We start from the raw sequence: 15,398 nt of genomic DNA on the forward strand, positions 1-15,398 counted from the left end.
AATGAATTAATAAAGGTTAATTCTTGGTTTGACCGCTCTTGAAACCTTACAAAAGGCCGTTTATTCTTTGAATCCTTCAAGAATAGTGGGCCATGTCAGCGCGATCGTCGGCTTGACGCTCAGCGCCTCGGGGCTCGAGCGCGCGGCCGGTATCGGTCAGCGTTGCCGGGTGCACGGGCGGCTGGGTCCTGTCGAATGCGAAGTGGTCGGGGCGCGCGGCGGCGAGGTGCAGATCCTGCCCTATGGCAACTGGGACGGGGTGGCGGTGGGCGACCCGGTCGAGCTGGTCCAGTTCGAGGATCAGATCTGCCCCGACGACAGCTGGATCGGCACCGTGGTCGACGCGCTGGGGCGGCCCCTGTCCTATACGCCGCGACGGCCGCGCAGCGGCAAGAAACTGGCCCGCAAGGCGCATCCCCCCCGCGCTTTCGAACGCCGGCGGGTGGGCGAGAAATTGCAGACCCAGGTCAAATGCCTGGATCTGTTCACGCCGATCTGCCGGGGTCAGCGGATGGGGATCTTTGCCGGCTCGGGGGTCGGCAAGTCGACCCTGATGGCGATGCTGGCGCGCAATACCGACGCCGATGTGGTGGTCTTCGGGCTGGTCGGGGAACGCGGCCGCGAAGTGCGCGAATTCATTCACGAGGATCTGGGCGAAGAGGGCATGGCGCGCTCGGTTCTGGTGGTGGCGACAGGTGACGAGGCGCCGCTGCTGCGCCGGCAGGCGGCCTGGACCGCGACCGCGGTGGCCGAACATTTCCGCGCCCAGGGGCGGCAGGTGCTGCTGCTTTTGGACAGCATCACCCGCTTTGCCACCGCGCAGCGCGAGATCGGGCTGTCGAGCGGCGAGCCGCCGACCACGCGGGGCTATCCGCCGACGGTGTTTTCCGAACTGCCGCATCTGTTGGAACGGGCCGGGCCCGGGCTTGAGGGCGAGGGCGACATCACCGGCATCTACACGGTTCTGGTCGATGGCGACGACATGAACGAGCCGATCGCGGATGCCATCCGCGGCATTGTAGACGGCCATATCGTGCTGGATCGGCGGATCGCCGAACAGAACCGCTTTCCGGCGATCGACGTGCAGCGGTCGATCTCGCGGATGCTGCCGGACTGCCATTCGCCCGAGGAATACGAGGTGATGGCGGCGGCGCGGCGGGCGCTGGCGCGCTATGCGGATATGGAAGACCTGATCCGGGTCGGCGCCTATCGGGTCGGGTCGGACCCCGAGCTGGAGGCGGCCGAGCGGTTCTTCAAAAGCGCAAACATCTTCCTGTCGCAGAAACGCGGCGAGAAGATGCCGCCCGACGAAAGCTTTGCCGAGCTTTATCGGCTGCTGCTGGAATCCGGTGTCGACGACCCGCTGCGGGAATTTTCCCAGCCCGCGGGCTGAAACATTTAGCCGACCGCCGGTTGTGGCGGTCGACAGCACCCATCTGGAGGGGGCGCGGCCAGAACACTCTGGCAGAAAACCGAGGCACTCGCTACTGAAGCAGAAAATCAGGCCCGGCGAGAGAGCCGGGCCCGATCACCTTAGCGGAACAGGCTCAGGATGTTCTGCGGCGCCTGGTTGGCAATCGACAGCGATTGCGTCGCCAGCTGCTGCTGCACCTGATAGGCTTGCAGACGCGCGGCTTCCTCTTCCATGTTCGCATCAACCATCGCACCGATGCCGGCATCCAGCGTGTCGGTCAGGCTGCCCAGGAAGTCCTGCTGGCCTTCGATGGTCTTCTCGGTGACACCCAGCGAGGTGGCGGCCGAGATGGCCGAAGACAGCAGACCTTCGGCGGTCGCCAGGTCGGCGGCCAGGTCGGTCGAGGTGCTGACGTTGATCGCGGCGAAGCCGGTGTTGGCGTTGGTCATGTCACCACGGATCGACGCAAGGTCGACACCGGTGAACGAGATGGTCGTGGTGCTGAACGAACCACCGGCGCGCGACACACCCGACACCGAGGTGACGCTGGCGGTTGCGGCGTTGGCGGTGGCGCCGTCGCTCGATGCGTTGACAAGGTCGTCACCGTTGAAGGTGGCTTGCTTGATCGCCGAATCCATGCGCTTGACCAGTTCGTCGAGTTCCGACTGAACCTCGGCGAGATCGATGCCGTTGCCCTGGGCAAAAGCGACGCGCTCGACGAATTGCTCTGCCAGATCGGCCACGGTTTCGGCGCCCAGACGAGCGGTCGAAATCGAGTTCTTGGTGGAGGTCAGACCTTCGTTGATTGACTTGAACATACCGCTGTCACCTTCCATGGTCTGGGAAATGGCGAAGTAGGCGGCGTTCTCTTTACCGGAACGGATGGCCAGGCCGCTGGAAACCCGGTTCTGGGTTTCGTTGAGGCCGGAGGTCACGCTTTTCAGAGTGGCCAGGGCAACCGTTGCGGAGTTGTTGGTGAGAATGGACGACATTTAATGCTCTCCTCAATTTCTCATTATGTTCAGTCTTCTGACTGAGCCGGTCTTTTTTCGGCAACCGGTATCTCTGCATATTGAGAGGTGGGTTAAAGGAGGGTTAAGGTTTTGGCGGGAAAATTAACCTTTTGGCGCTCAGAATTCGCGGTCGATGCGCAGGTTGGCCTCGTTCGGGCCGCCGAGCTTCTGCCCGGATTTCCCGTAAATTCCGGTCAAGGCATTGCGATTGTTTACTTTTTCAAGTTCGCGCACGACACTTCTGGCGGCGATCGACATTCTGGACAGAAGCGCGCTGTCTTCGGCGACCATGGATTTCAGTTCCTGAAGATATTGCGGGATGTTGTTTTCGCGGGCGCTCGAGTGTGACAAAAATGGCTCAATCAGGGGGGTTTTCAGCTCAAGCCATTTCATCAGGTTCGACTTGCGCTCGAAGAGGTCGCTGACGATGTCGAGGTGGCCGTCATGGATGGCGGCGATCTCGCTGCGCAGGAGTTCGATGGTCTCCTGAAGGGTTTCGGCATAGGCCTCGAGATTGGTCCGGTCCTCGCCGGTGATGCCGATGGCGCTGGACTCGGAGGCCCCGGCGCGGGCCTCGCGGCGCTCTCCGAACCTGAATTTGCGAATGGCGGCCATGGCCCTCTCCTGTACTAGCGTTTCCCGGCAGGGCCGATGCCCTGCTCGTAGGAGGCGATCATCTGCTTGACACTGCCGCCGAAGCCCAGCCCGCCGTTGTCAGAGAGCTGTTCGGCGATGGCTTCGGACATGAACGAGCGCCACATCTCGGCCTGCTGGTCGCCGCCGAAGGCGCTGCTGTCGACGGTTTTCATCATCTGGTCGACCAGCTGGGTGAGAAAGATGGTCTCGAAGCCCTTGGCAACCTCGTCCTGGGCGGCTTCGCCGGTGCCGTTCCGGGCCTGCGCGGATTGGGCGGCCTGTGCGGCGGCGGCAGTGGACAGGGGGTCGATGGCGGTCATCAGATGATCTCCAGATCGGCGTGCAGCGCGCCGGCGGCCTTGATCGCCTGCAGGATGGCGATGGTCTGGCGCGCCCCGAGGCCGATGGCGTTGAGCCCGTCGACCAGTTCCTGAAGGCTGACGTCGCCGGGCAGGATGGTGAACTGGCGTTCGCGTTCCTCGATCTCGATCTCGGTTTCCGGCACCACCACGGTGTTGCCGCCGATCGAGATCGGCGAGCCGGGCACGACGATGGTCGACCCGCCGACGCTGACCGGGCCCGGCTGGCTGACGTTGAAGCGTTCGTTGACCCGCACCGTCAGCCCGCCCTGGGTGATCGCGACCTGGCCGATGCGCACGTTGGCGCCCATCACGATGGTGCCCGATTTCTCGTCGACGACGACGCGGGCGATGCTGTCGGGGCGGATGGTCAGGTTCTCGAGATCGGCGATCAGCTCGGGGATGAACTCGGGATCGCGCCCCTTGCCGGGAAAGGCGACCTCGACGGTGCCGGAGTCGAGAATGGTCGCCAGCCCGTCGCCGAGCGCCTCGGTGATGGCGTCGCGGACCCGGCGGGCGGTGGTGAAATCGGGGTCGCGCAGCGCGATGCGCATGCTGTCCATGTTGATCAGCTCGAAGGGCACCTCGCGTTCGACGATGGCGCCATTCTCGATCTTGGCGATGGTCGGCACGCCTTCGACGACGCTCGAGGCATTGCCCTGGGCGGAAAAGCCCGAGGTCGCCACCGCGCCCTGGGCGACGGCATAGATTTCACCGTCGGCACCGGAAAGCGGGGTCACCAGAAGGGTGCCGCCGCGCAGACTCGAGGCGTCGCCGAGCGACGAGACCGTGACGTCGAGCGGCGCGCCGCGACGGGCGAAGGGCGGCAGCTTGGCGGTCACCATCACGGCGGCGGTATTGGTGGTCTTGAGCGAGCTGCTGTCGAGGTTGGCGACCCCGAGCCGTTCGAGCATGCCCTTGATCGACTCGCGGGTGAAGGGGCTGGAGTTCAGCTTGTCGCCGGTGGCCGAGAGGCCGACCACCAGCCCGTAGCCGATCAGGTGGTTTTCGCGCACGCCCTCGAAGCCGGCAATATCCTTGATCCGCACGTCGGCCGTCGCGACGCCCGCCATCAGCAGCACCGAGAGCCCGGCCGCCAGCGACCGGGTTAGGGTGCGAAATCCTGATCTCAAGAAAAGCAAGGCCGTCCTTTCTTTGTGTGCGACAAGGAAACTTAAGGAAAAGCTATGCTATCCATCGGCGTTAGTCCAGCTATTCTTGAGTGAGCAAGAATAATCTATTGAATTGTTCCAGAGAAAATTTATACTTCGGGACCATGACTGGAAAGATGACACTGAATTGCACCGGAGACGTTCATGCGCGCATTTGTGTTTGAGCCACGGGAAGAACGCCAGGAGCCGCTGGCGGTGCAGCTGGGACAGGCCGGCATCACCTCCATCTTCGTGGGCAGCGACTTCTTCTCGGTCGGCCTCAGTGCGCTGACCCAGCCCGGGCTCGACAGTCAGCCGATTTTGATCGGTGAATCCAAGGACGTGCATCAGAACATTCAGGCGGTGCGCAAGGCGGGCTGTTCCAACCCGATCATCGTGCTGCGCGACTTCCGCAATTTCCGCGATACCTCGGCGCTGCTGGACAATGGCGCGGATGACGTGATCGTCTGTCCGATCAAGGGCAGCGAAGTGCTGTCGCGGATCAATTCCATCGTGCGCCGGTTCCACGGCCATGCCGCCGACAGTGTGGTGCTGGGCGAGATGACCGCCTATTTCGACGGCCGCGACCCGATCGTCTCGGGGAGCCGGATCAAACTGTCGAAACGCGAGCATTCGATCTTTCGCCACCTGGTGCTGAACTCGCACCGGGTGACTTCGAAAAGCGCCATCTATGACGCGGTCTACGGGATGAGCGCCGACCAGCCGTTCGACAAGGTGATCGACGTCTATATCTGCAAGCTGCGCAAGAAGATCGCGGCGGCGGCGGAAAGCGGCTGCCAGTATATCGAGACCGTGCACGGGCGCGACTATAAGCTGACGCCGCCCGAGCATCTGGAAAAGACGCTGACCCAGGCTTCCTGAGGCGTCAGGGCGCGTCAGAGAACACTCAGAATCGACAGGGACGACAGGCGGGCGGCGACTTCGTAGCTGGCCTGCAACTGGGTTTGCAGGTTGGTCATCCGGGTCGCCGCCTCGTAGGGATCGACGCTTTCATAGGCCGCGATCTGGGTGAGATGTACCACCGACAGGTCGCCGAGGCGCTGGATCGAGGTTTCGACCACCTGCTGGTTGAAGCCGATCCGGGTGGAGGCGTCGAGCGCCCCTTCCTGGCCGCTGGAGAGGGCGTCGATGACATGGGACATCCATTCCTGATAGGTGGTCTCGTCCTCGATCGTGCTGACATCGGTGGAGATCAGCATCGACAGGCCCTTGATGATGTCGCGGATGCCGGGATCGTTGGCCTGAACGCCGTATTCCAGTTCCTGACCCGGACTCAGCCGCGCCCGGACGCGGTTGTTGGGGTCGCCGGCGCCGTCGGTGAGCGGGGTGCCGAGGTAATGGGTCTGCTCGTAGTTGCGGTCGGGATTGACGGCGTCCGAAGAGCTGAACACCAGGTCGAACTCGGCCGCCATGCCGGTTGCCGAGGCGGGGTCGGTCAACCCGGCGGCGGCAATGCCGGCGGCGACATCCTCGGGCGACAGGCCGGTCACCGGGTTGGCCTCGTCCCAGCGCATCATCGGCGCGTTGTCGCTCTGGGTGCCGGCGAAGAGATGTTCGCCGTTGTATTTTACATTCAGGGTCGAGATCACGCTTTCCATGGCGGCGCGGGCCTGCGATTGCAGCACGAAGGCGCCGTTGGCCGGGCTCGAGGCGTTGGACAGCGCCACCTCGAGCACGTCCTGCACCTGGTCGCGGATCGCCTCGATCGAGGTCAGCATGGCCGAGAGCTTGTTGCCCAGAAGCTCGTTGGCCATCAGATAGGTCTGGGTCTCGTCTTCGCGGGCGCGCAGCTTCAGCGCCCCGGCGGCGGCCGGCCCGAGATCGGCGAAGATGTCGGCGCGGCGCCCGGTTGCCACCTCTTGCCCGGCCTGTTGCAGGGCGATCGAGGCCTGCGAGATGTTCTGCCGGTTGGTCAGGTTGAACTGAAAGCTTGAAACGCGTCCGACGGACCATGCCATGGTGTCATTCCTCAAACCGCTGCGAGCAGCGTATCCATCATTTCCGAGATCGTCTGCAGCATCTTGGAATTGGCCGCATAGCTTTGTTCGATCAGCAGCAGCTTCTGCATTTCCTCGTCGATATTGACGCCCTCGGCGTTCTGGCGCGCCGAGAGCACGACGGCGGCGGCGGAACTGGCGGCATTGAACTGGCTTTCGGCGCGGGCCCGGGTGGTCGACTGCGCGGTGACGATCTCGGCGCCGAGATCGGCGATCGACACCGTGGCCGGGATGCCGGTGGCGGAATCGACGCCGGCCGGGGCGTCGAGCGCGTCGAGAAAGGCCTGGATCTGGGTCGAGTCCGAGGCCTCGCCCTCGGCGGTGGCGCCGAGCCCGTCGCGCAGCTTCCAGACCTCGCTGCCGATGCCGACCTTGACCGCGTCATTGACCGCGATCCGCGCCGCCAGCCCCTCGGTGTCATTGGGGTCGAGTGCGAAACCGTTGTCGGTGAACAGGCCGGGCTGACCGGCGCTGAGCGAGGCATCGGCGTTCTCGAAGGCTTCGATCAGGCTGCGCGCGTATTCGTCGAGCTGGAGCTGGAACTGCGGCAGGATTTCCTGCGACAGTTCGCTGAGGCCGGCCAGGCTGCCCTGTTCGAGACCGCGGATGCCCGCGCGGTCGGGGGTGATGTCGTTGACGCCGGCCTTCAGCGTGCCGTCGCCGGTGTTGTAGGTGACGTCGTGGACGGTATCGCCCTCGAGCAGCGCCACGCCGCCGGTGGTATAGACGCTGAGCAGCCCGTCGCTGGCGCGCGAGGTGCGGATGTCGGCGATGCCCGAGATCTGGTCGAGCAGGCTGTCGATGTCGTCGTCGAACTGCGCCGCCTCGGCGGTGCCGGGGGCGAAGTTGCGGCGCGAGTTGTTCAGCGCCGCGAGATCGTAGAGTGCCTGGTTGAGCTCGGCGACCTCGTAGCGGATCTCCATCACCACTTCGGCGCGGGTCTCGGTCAGGGTCTCGCTGGCGCCGCGGATCGAGGCGGCGAGATCCTCGGCGGCGAGCACCGCGCCCGACTGGGCGCCGTTGGAAGAGGGCGAGTTGACCAGCGTGGTCAGGCTGTTCTGAAAGGCCGAGAATTTCTCGGCCGGGGAAATCCCGTCGCCGGGCTGACCGAGATAGACGGTATAGCTGGCCAGACCTTCGTGCACCGCCTGCTGGCGGGCCATGCGCGAGGTTTCACGGCGCGACATGCGGACCAGCGCATGGTCGACCTCGCGGCGGATCTCGCGCACCAGCGCACCGCCCTGATCGGGGCCGGCCGAGCTGAGCAGCGCCGAGCGCCGGACATAGCCCGGTGTCGCCGAATTGGCGATATTGTCCGCGGTCACGCTGGACAGGGTCTGGGTCGAGGCCAGGCCCGTGCGTGCCGTGTAAAGTGCCGTCGTGAGGTTGCTCATCTCAGGTTCCGACTTTCAGCCGGGAAAGGGTTAGCGCTTGAGTTGCGTGGTTTCCGCCATCATCTCGTCGACGGTGGTCACAACCTTGGCATTGGTGGAAAAGGCGCGTTGGGCGACGATCAGATCCGTCATCTCCTGCGAAATATCGACGTTCGAGGCCTCGAGCGCGCTCGAGTTGATCGAGCCGACCGAGCCGGTATTGGCCTTCTGGGCGCGGAAGGCGCCGGATTCGCCCGACAGCCCGTAGGCGTTGCCCTTGAGTTCGATCAGCCCGTGCGGGTTGGCGACTTCGGCGACCGGAATCTCGTAGAGGGCGCGGCGCTGGCCGTTGTCGAAAATGCCGTACATGGTGCCGCCGTCGTCGATCTCGATGCGCAGCAACTCGCCGACGCTGGAGCCGTCGCGGTCGAAGGACTGGGTGAAATCGCCGGCGAATTGGGTCACGCCGTCGAAGGAATCCGGCGCCCCGAGGTCGACCTGGATCTCCTGCGGGGTGACGCCGTTGTCGAGCGTGATGGTGGCGATGCCGGTGAGCGGGTCGAGGGTGAAGGCGGCGGGCGCGGTGGCGGTCGAGGTGATGTTGCTATAGCTCGCCGGCGAGCCGGCCAGCGAGCCTGAATCGTTGAAGTCGATGGTGACGCTGCCCAGCGGGTTGCCGTCGTTGTCGGTGATGCTCAGATCCCACTGGTTCTCGGTCGAGGTCGCCTGCCAGGCAAAGGACAGGCTCTCGGATTCACCGAGCCCGGTGTAGTATTCCGACGAGGTGGTATAGGCGGCGCCGGGGGTCGCCAGCCCGGTTTCCTGCGAGGGCAGGTTGCCGCCCAGCGAGATGGTGCTGGTGGCCTCGGCCGAGAGGCCGATATTGCCGATATTGACGGTTTCCATCTGCGCGAAGGAGCTGCGGTCGACATCGCCGAGGCTGCCGTCGAGATCATAGGGGTAGCCGGCCAGGTAATAGCCTGCGGTGTTGACCAGGTTGCCGTCGGCGTCGGGCAGGAAGGAGCCGGCGCGGGTCAGCATGTAGTTGGTTTCGATGGTCTCGTTGGGATTGAGCGAGACCGCGAAGAAGCCGGCACCGCCGATCGCCATGTCGGTCACGGAATTGGTCGAGATCAGGCCGCCGGCGCTGTTGATGTCGAGCCGTTCCACCGAGCGCACCGAAAGCACCCCGGTGCCGGTGCCGCCCGAGGCGGTGGTGGTCACCATCTGCGAGAAGCCGCGCCGGTAACCGACCGTATTGGCGTTGGCGATGTTCTCGGAAATGCCGCCAACCGCGTTGGAATTGGCCTGAAGGCCGCTGACACCTGTCTGGAGCGCGCTCGAAATGCTCATAATGCCTGCCTTTTGTTCTTGTTGGGACTCTTCTTTATAGGAATACCGCTTTGCGATTTAAGGAGAGTTAAAGAATTGGCCGAAAAGGACAAGAACAAGACTCGCGCATGTTCTGGGCGGCAAAGATTAAAATCCTGAATTCTCGATCTTTTTCAAAGTCCGCTCGAGGCTTTCCAGGCGGCTTTGCGCCGCGTCCTGGCGCAGGGGCAGCAGTTCGGCCGGGGTTTCCTGAATCCCCTTGGCAAGGGCGATCCATTCGCTGGACTGGGTCAGGCCGGGGAAGTCGGCCACCACCCGGTTTTCGGTGCTGCGGTCTCCCGAGCGCCGCGCCGCGATCAGCAGATAGGTGGCATCCTCGGCCGAGAAGGCCTCGGGGAACTGGTCTTGCAGCTGGGTGTAGAACTGGATGGTGTTGGACCAGTCCTGGCGCTCGGCCAGGGCCCGGGCCATGTTGCGCAGCTGGCTGGCGTCGGGGCGCGCGACATAGGTGCGCAAAAAGCGGTCCTGATCGCCGATCTCGGCCAGAACCGAGGCCTTGAGCGCGAAAAGCTCTTCGCGGAAGGCCGGGTCTTCGGCGGGGTCGATCTGGTCCAGCGTGTCGCGGGCCAGCGCCAGCTTGCCCATCTTGCGCTGCGCGCGGGCCAGTTTCAGCAGCACCCGGTCCGACTGCTGGCGGTACTGCGCCGCCTCGAACAGGATCTCGTTGTGCTGCATCAGCCTGAGGGCGCGTTCGTATTCGGTCGAGGCAAGGCTCGAGGCGCCCAGCGACAGGGCGCGGTCGGCAAGCTGTTCGACATAGGCCGGGAAATCCTTGTGTTCCTTGAACAGGGGCAGGATTTTCAGATGGATATCCATCCAGGACCCGAGGGGAATTTCGCCGGTGCTGCCGTCGCCATAGACCCGGTCGAGCAGTTCCGAAGCCTTGGCGCGGGCGTCTTCGCTGGCCTCGGAGACCGGGAAGCGGACCGCGATCTTGCCATAGGTCACGAGGCCGGGTTTGGCATCGCCCAGCTTGACATGAACCGCGGCGAGCTTTTCCAGAACCGCCAGCTCATAGCTGTCGCCGCGCCAGGAATCCGCGCCCTGGGCGAGCACGTCGCGCGCCGCCAAGAGGGCGCCGCGCCCCCTGTCGCGCAGCGCCATGTCGGCCAGCGCCAGCCGCGCCCGCGCGGCATAGCGGTCCCAGCCGGCCGCGGCCTCGAAATAGGAATCCAGCGCCGTCTTGTTGTTGCCCTGCAACTCGGCGACCCGGCCGCGCAGGAAATAGCCCGTCGGGCTCAGCGTCAGGTCGGGCAGCTCGTCGATCAGCCGCACCGCCTGGCTGGCCAGCGGTTCCTTCTTCAGCGCCACCGCCGCCTCGATGAACAGCGGCAGCACGACGCGCAGCACCGGCTTGGGCTGGTGGGTCAGGCCGACGAAACCGTCGGTCAGGCTGTCGTTGAGAAGCGCGCCATCGCTGGTGGCAATGGCATGAAGCGACAGCCAGAAGGCGCTGTCGGGGCGGGTCGGATCCATCAGCGGCGACTCGTCCACCGAGCCGACCGGCGATCCGGCCAGCAGCGCCGCCGCCTCGCGCAGCGCCTTGTGGCGGATCTCTTGGGCGAAGTTCTGCGGCCGCACGTCGCTGAGAACCGACTGCGCCTCGTAAAGCATCATCTGGCTCAGGTAGAGCTCGGCGAAATCCAGCAGCACCGAGGGTTTCTCGGGCCCGTGGGCGGAACTCAGGGTGATGATCTGCTGGACAAAGGCGGTCTTGAACCGGTTGGCCGGCCATGTGCGCAGGTCCATGATCGGAAGCCGTTGGTCGAAGGGCAGCAGCTCGAGCGCCCCGGCCGGTTCCTCGGAAGGGTCGTATTCCTCCACGGAGGCCATGGCCGGCTGGCCCGCAAGGAGCGCCAGAGCGGCCGCGAGGCCCAAGGAACAGGGGAAGCTTCTCTTCATTCCTTTTCGCTATACTTGGCTTTTTCCAATAGTGCTTGATTTATTCTTGTAGCAATGGATAGTTATTCATGCAATAAAGGAATTATGGCGCGTTTCTTCCTTGCGCCGGACCATTCATGCGGGTGAGGCACCATGGGCAACACGAGCTATGTTTCGCTGTCTCTGGCATCGGCGCTCGAGCGCAGCCTTGATGCCACGGCGCACAATCTGTCGAACGCCTCGACGGCCGGTTACAAGGCGTTTCGCCCGGTCTTCGAGACCGTGGAGTCCGATGCCGAGTCGGCCAGCGGCAACACGATCAGCTATGTGCGTGACGGCGGCAGCTATGTCGACGCCACCCAGGGGGCGATGATGCCGACCGGCAACCCGCTGGATCTGGCGATCTCGGGCAATGCCTGGTTCGGCTTCGAGGCCGGCGAGGGGCAGACCGCCTATGGCCGCAACGGGCGGCTGGTGGTCGATGTCGAGGGCCGGCTGACGACCACGGCGGGCAATGCGATCCTTGATGCCTCCGGCGCGCCGATCGTGCTGCCGGGCGAGGTCGGGCAGAACATCCAGATCGCCCCCGACGGCACCATCACCAGCGCCGACGGTTCGGTGCTGGGGCGGGTCGGGCTGTTCGACGTCGATTACGAGACCCTGATGCACCCGATCGGGCAGGGGCTGTATATTTCGCCGCTGGGCGCCGAGGCGGCGCTGCCGGCCGAGAACGCCAAGGTCTCGCAGGGGTTCGTCGAGACCAGCAACGTGCAGCCGGTGATCGAGATGACGCGGCTGATCGACATCCAGCGCGCCTATGAGAACTCGCTGAAGCTGCTCGGGGAAGAGGATGACCTGACCCGGCAGGCGGTGCAGCGGCTGGGCCGGGTCGGCTAGGCGCGCGGCTGAAAACAGGAGCGGAGCAGGATGAAAACACTCGGAATCGCGGCCACCGGCATGTTGGCACAGCAGACCAATGTCGACGTGATCGCCAACAATATCGCCAACGCCAACACCACCGGCTTCAAGAGCGGGCGGGCGGCGTTTCAGGATCTGATCTACCAGACCATGCAGCGCGAGGGCGCGCTGACCTCGGAGGATGGCACCGCGCGGCCGGTGGGCACCGACATCGGCCTTGGGGTGCAGGCGGCCGGGGTGGTGCGGCTGAACAGCCAGGGCGGGCTGTTGCAGACCGAGAACCCGCTGCACATGGCGATCGAGGGGCGCGGCTTCTTCGTCCTCAACCGTCCCGACGGCTCGCAGGCCTATACCCGCGACGGCGGCTTCCAGCTCAGCAGCGAGGGCCAGCTGGTGTCGCTGAGCGGCTATGAGGTCGAACCGGCGATCGTGGTGCCGCAGAACACCCGCAACATCGAGATCAACCAGGAAGGCCTGGTGATGGCCTATATCGAGAACGACCCCGATCCGGTCGAGCTGGGCCAGCTGACGCTGGCGACTTTCCTCAACGAGGCCGGCATGAAACCGATCGGCGACAACCTTCTCGAGGCCACCACCGCCTCGGGCGAGGCGACCGAGGTGTCGCCCGGCGATCCCGGTATCGGCGCGGTGCGGCAGGGCTATCTGGAAAACTCCAACGTCAACATCATCCAGCAGATCACCGATCTGATCTCGGCCCAGCGGGCCTATGAGATGAACTCGAAGGCGATCGAGACCGCCGACCAGATGATGTCGACCGTCAATCAGATCAAGTAGTGCCATGGCGGGGCTGATCTCATATCTTATCGGCCGCGCAGGGCCGCTGGCCGCCCTGGTGGCGACGCTGTGGCTTGGCGCCTTGCCGGCGGCGGCGGTGCCGGTGACCGAGCTGGTGGCCGAACGCGCCGGGCAGGAGTTCGGCGCGGCGCTGCCGGCGAGCGGCTATTTCGACGTCCGGCTCAGCGGCGACGGTATCCGCGATGGGCATTACATTCAGGAATTCTGGATCGACGACCGCTCGGGCAAGTTCATCGCCAACGTGGTCACCGAGGCCGGCGACACGCATCGGGTCTGGGGGGTGGCGACGCTGACCGTGCCGGTGCCGATCCCGGTGCTGCGCAAGCTGCCCGAGGAAATCGTCACCGAGGCCGACGTGCAGATCGTCGCCATGCCATGGGCCCGGCTCGGCGCCTTTGCGATCACCGATGCCAAGGACCTGATCGGCATGCAGGTGCGGCGCATGCTGGTGCCCGGCCGCCCGGTGCCGCGGCAGTCGGTGATCCCGCCGATCGTCATCGCGCGCGGCGACCGGGTGACGATCGAGCTGACCTATGGCGCGCTGCGCCTCGAGGCCAAGGGCCGCGCGGTCAATGACGCGCATCTGGGCCAGGAGGTGCGGGTGGTCAACCTGTCGAGCAAGAAAACCATTACGGCCACCGCCAAGGCCAGCGGCCTCGTGGAGGTATATCAATGACCCGCAAACCGACCGATCCGCGCCGCCCGCTGCTGCGCCACCTGACGGCCCTGATCGCGCTGACGGCGCTGCTGGGCGCCTGTGACATCTACGAGGAGAACCGCGACCCGACGATCAGCGATCTGGTGCTGGACGAGGAAACCATGCCCGAGATGAACCGGATCAGCATCCCGATGCCGGAAACCCGCCGCGCCACGCCGCCGCAGCGGGCCGAGACCTCGAGCCTGTGGCAGAGCAACACCACCAGCTTTTTCGGCGACCGCCGGGCGCGCAATATCGGCGATCTGCTGACCGTCACCATCGAGATCGACGACCAGGCCTCGCTGAGCAATGCCTCGGAGCGCTCGCGCAGCGACGCCCAGGGCGTCGAGGACCCGGATTTCATGGGCTACGGCAGTCAGATCGACAAGATCCTGCCCGGGGTCGATCCGGGTGATCTGCCGACCGGCGGCAGCATCATCGATCTGAATTCCTCTTCCTCGGCGCGCGGCGACGGGTCGATCAAGCGCAACGAGCAGATCAGCCTGCGGGTGGCGGCGGTGGTCATCAAGGTGCTGCCCAACGGCAATTTCGTCATTGCCGGCCGCCAGGAGGTCAAGGTCAACCACGAGCTGCGCGAATTGCGCATTGCCGGCATCGTGCGCTCGACCGACATCAGCCTCGACAATTCGATCAGCTACGACAAGATCGCCGAGGCCCGTATCGCCTATGGCGGACGCGGGCAGCTGTCGACGGTGCAACAACCTCGTTACGGACAGGATTTCCTCGAGGTCATCCTGCCTTATTGATGGGCTGACATGCTGAAGAAGGTTCTCGTGCTTGTGCTTGCTGCCGCGGTCTTCGCGGCGGCAGGCTATTTTGCCGAACCGTTCCTGTTCCGCCCGCCGGAACCCGAGGTGACGGCCGAGGACGGGCAGGCGCCCGCGCCGCCGCCGCAGACCCTGTTCAAGATGCCGCTGGGCAAGTTCGTCCTGCAGATGTCGCACAAGAAACGCCGCATGCACCTGCTGTTCGATGTCGATATCTATATCGCCGGGGCGGCCAATTTCGAGAAGATGAACGGCGCCATGGGCCGGGCGCAGCTGCGCGATACCACGATCCGCGAAATCTCGGAAATGGCCGAGGCGGCGCTGTGGATCGATATCGACGATATCGAGAACCTCGACCGCCGCTTTCTGGCCGAACAGCTGGTGCGCCAGCTCTACCTGACCTATCCGATGGTGCGCACGGCGCGGATCAACCAGTTCACCGCCACCATCAGCGTCATGCCCTGAAGGGTTTGGCTCTGCCCTAGAAGGCCTCAGGGGTGGTTTCCTCGGGACGCAGCGCCAGCACCGCATCCGAGGTCAGGATCTCGTCACCGCTGACCGCGTAGAAGATGGCGCCGCCCTCGAACAGCACCTCTTCGACCTCGGCGGTGCGGTAGACATAGACCGGAACGCTGTTGCCGTCGGCATCGGTGGCCTCGAAGCGGATGCCGTATTCGGCATAGTCCACCGGCTGGCCGTTGTCGTCGAGACCATCCCATTCGAAGTCGATTTCCTTGGTGGAATCGCCCGAGAGCCCGGTCACGGTGCGGACCTCGTTGCCGTCGACATCGGTGATATAGGCGGTGACTTCGACGGCGTCGGCGGTGAGCTGGTAGAAGGTGCCGTTGCCGGTCTCGGTATGGTCCAGCAGGTTGGAGCCGAAGACCACGCTCTGGCCGATCATGTTGGTGCCCGAAACCCCGGTCAGCAGCGCGATGTCGG

Annotated in this window: 16 protein-coding genes; 7 read left to right on the forward strand and 9 right to left on the reverse strand. The window is 64.6% G+C overall.

What is annotated here, in order from left to right; genetic code table 11:
- Positions 1–28 precede the first annotated feature (28 nt).
- Positions 29–1,393 carry a FliI/YscN family ATPase gene (locus tag ABZD10_RS00980; protein ID WP_372884231.1) on the forward strand — a complete coding sequence of 455 codons (1,365 nt, stop codon included), beginning with the start codon at positions 29–31 and terminating at the stop codon, positions 1,391–1,393.
- A 140-nt stretch (positions 1,394–1,533) separates the two neighbouring features.
- On the opposite strand, the gene ABZD10_RS00985 is transcribed toward ABZD10_RS00980, so the two are convergent.
- The 4 genes from ABZD10_RS00985 to ABZD10_RS01000 all read right to left on the reverse strand — a co-directional run bounded on the left by ABZD10_RS00985 (position 1,534) and on the right by ABZD10_RS01000 (position 4,555).
- Positions 1,534–2,406, reverse strand: coding sequence for a flagellin (locus ABZD10_RS00985; protein WP_372884232.1), 873 nt, complete (start codon positions 2,404–2,406; stop codon positions 1,534–1,536).
- 138 nt (positions 2,407–2,544) lie between these two features.
- Positions 2,545–3,042 carry a flagellar biosynthesis protein FlgI gene (locus tag ABZD10_RS00990; RefSeq protein WP_372884233.1) on the reverse strand — a complete coding sequence of 166 codons (498 nt, stop codon included), beginning with the start codon at positions 3,040–3,042 and terminating at the stop codon, positions 2,545–2,547.
- 14 nt (positions 3,043–3,056) lie between these two features.
- Positions 3,057–3,383 carry a rod-binding protein gene (locus tag ABZD10_RS00995; protein ID WP_372884234.1) on the reverse strand — a complete coding sequence of 109 codons (327 nt, stop codon included), beginning with the start codon at positions 3,381–3,383 and terminating at the stop codon, positions 3,057–3,059.
- Positions 3,383–4,555 carry a flagellar basal body P-ring protein FlgI gene (locus ABZD10_RS01000; protein WP_372884235.1) on the reverse strand — a complete coding sequence of 391 codons (1,173 nt, stop codon included), beginning with the start codon at positions 4,553–4,555 and terminating at the stop codon, positions 3,383–3,385. The genes ABZD10_RS00995 and ABZD10_RS01000 overlap by 1 nt, the downstream gene beginning before the upstream one ends.
- 183 nt (positions 4,556–4,738) lie before the next feature.
- Here ABZD10_RS01000 and ABZD10_RS01005 point away from each other — a divergent pair, with 183 nt between their 5' ends.
- Positions 4,739–5,455 carry a winged helix-turn-helix domain-containing protein gene (locus ABZD10_RS01005; protein ID WP_372884236.1) on the forward strand — a complete coding sequence of 239 codons (717 nt, stop codon included), beginning with the start codon at positions 4,739–4,741 and terminating at the stop codon, positions 5,453–5,455.
- Positions 5,456–5,469: 14 nt separating this feature from the next.
- Here the strand turns inward: ABZD10_RS01005 and ABZD10_RS01010 are convergent, their stop codons facing one another.
- From ABZD10_RS01010 to ABZD10_RS01025, 4 genes are all read right to left on the reverse strand, one after another.
- Complete coding sequence (locus ABZD10_RS01010; RefSeq protein ID WP_372884237.1) at positions 5,470–6,552, reverse strand: flagellin; 1,083 nt, start codon at positions 6,550–6,552, stop codon at positions 5,470–5,472.
- 11 nt (positions 6,553–6,563) lie between these two features.
- Entirely contained in the window at positions 6,564–7,985 is a 1,422-nt protein-coding gene (flgK, locus tag ABZD10_RS01015; protein ID WP_372884238.1) for a flagellar hook-associated protein FlgK, read from the reverse strand.
- Between the two features lie 30 nt (positions 7,986–8,015).
- Positions 8,016–9,317 (reverse strand): flagellar hook protein FlgE, encoded by a 1,302-nt coding sequence (locus ABZD10_RS01020; RefSeq protein WP_372884239.1) that lies wholly within the window; start codon positions 9,315–9,317, stop codon positions 8,016–8,018.
- A gap of 126 nt (positions 9,318–9,443) precedes the next feature.
- Positions 9,444–11,189: a tetratricopeptide repeat protein gene (locus ABZD10_RS01025; RefSeq protein ID WP_372884240.1), complete on the reverse strand. Its 1,746-nt coding sequence runs from the start codon at positions 11,187–11,189 to the stop codon at positions 9,444–9,446.
- Between the two features lie 201 nt (positions 11,190–11,390).
- On the opposite strand from ABZD10_RS01025, the gene ABZD10_RS01030 reads away from it, so the two are divergent.
- Genes ABZD10_RS01030 through ABZD10_RS01050 form a run of 5 tightly spaced genes read left to right on the forward strand, consistent with a single transcriptional unit; the run spans position 11,391 to position 14,921 of the window.
- Positions 11,391–12,134: a flagellar hook basal-body protein gene (locus tag ABZD10_RS01030; RefSeq protein WP_372884241.1), complete on the forward strand. Its 744-nt coding sequence runs from the start codon at positions 11,391–11,393 to the stop codon at positions 12,132–12,134.
- Positions 12,135–12,164: 30 nt separating this feature from the next.
- On the forward strand, positions 12,165–12,950 hold the full coding sequence (gene flgG / locus ABZD10_RS01035) for a flagellar basal-body rod protein FlgG (protein WP_372884242.1): 786 nt from the start codon (positions 12,165–12,167) through the stop codon (positions 12,948–12,950).
- A 4-nt stretch (positions 12,951–12,954) separates the two neighbouring features.
- Positions 12,955–13,647: a flagellar basal body P-ring formation chaperone FlgA gene (gene flgA / locus ABZD10_RS01040; protein ID WP_372884243.1), complete on the forward strand. Its 693-nt coding sequence runs from the start codon at positions 12,955–12,957 to the stop codon at positions 13,645–13,647.
- The gene (gene flgH, locus ABZD10_RS01045; RefSeq protein WP_372884244.1) at positions 13,644–14,435 is read left to right on the forward strand and encodes a flagellar basal body L-ring protein FlgH; all 792 of its coding nucleotides are present in this window, start codon (positions 13,644–13,646) and stop codon (positions 14,433–14,435) included. The genes flgA and flgH overlap by 4 nt, the downstream gene beginning before the upstream one ends.
- A gap of 9 nt (positions 14,436–14,444) precedes the next feature.
- Positions 14,445–14,921 (forward strand): flagellar biosynthesis protein FlgH, encoded by a 477-nt coding sequence (locus ABZD10_RS01050; RefSeq protein ID WP_372884245.1) that lies wholly within the window; start codon positions 14,445–14,447, stop codon positions 14,919–14,921.
- Between the two features lie 16 nt (positions 14,922–14,937).
- Here ABZD10_RS01050 and ABZD10_RS01055 read toward each other — a convergent pair.
- Positions 14,938–15,398 (reverse strand): flagellar hook assembly protein FlgD (locus ABZD10_RS01055; protein ID WP_372884246.1); only part of this gene is annotated, 461 nt, incomplete at its 5' end.

It is taken from the genome of Shimia sp., assembly GCF_041624275.1.
Lineage (GTDB): Bacteria > Pseudomonadota > Alphaproteobacteria > Rhodobacterales > Rhodobacteraceae > Shimia.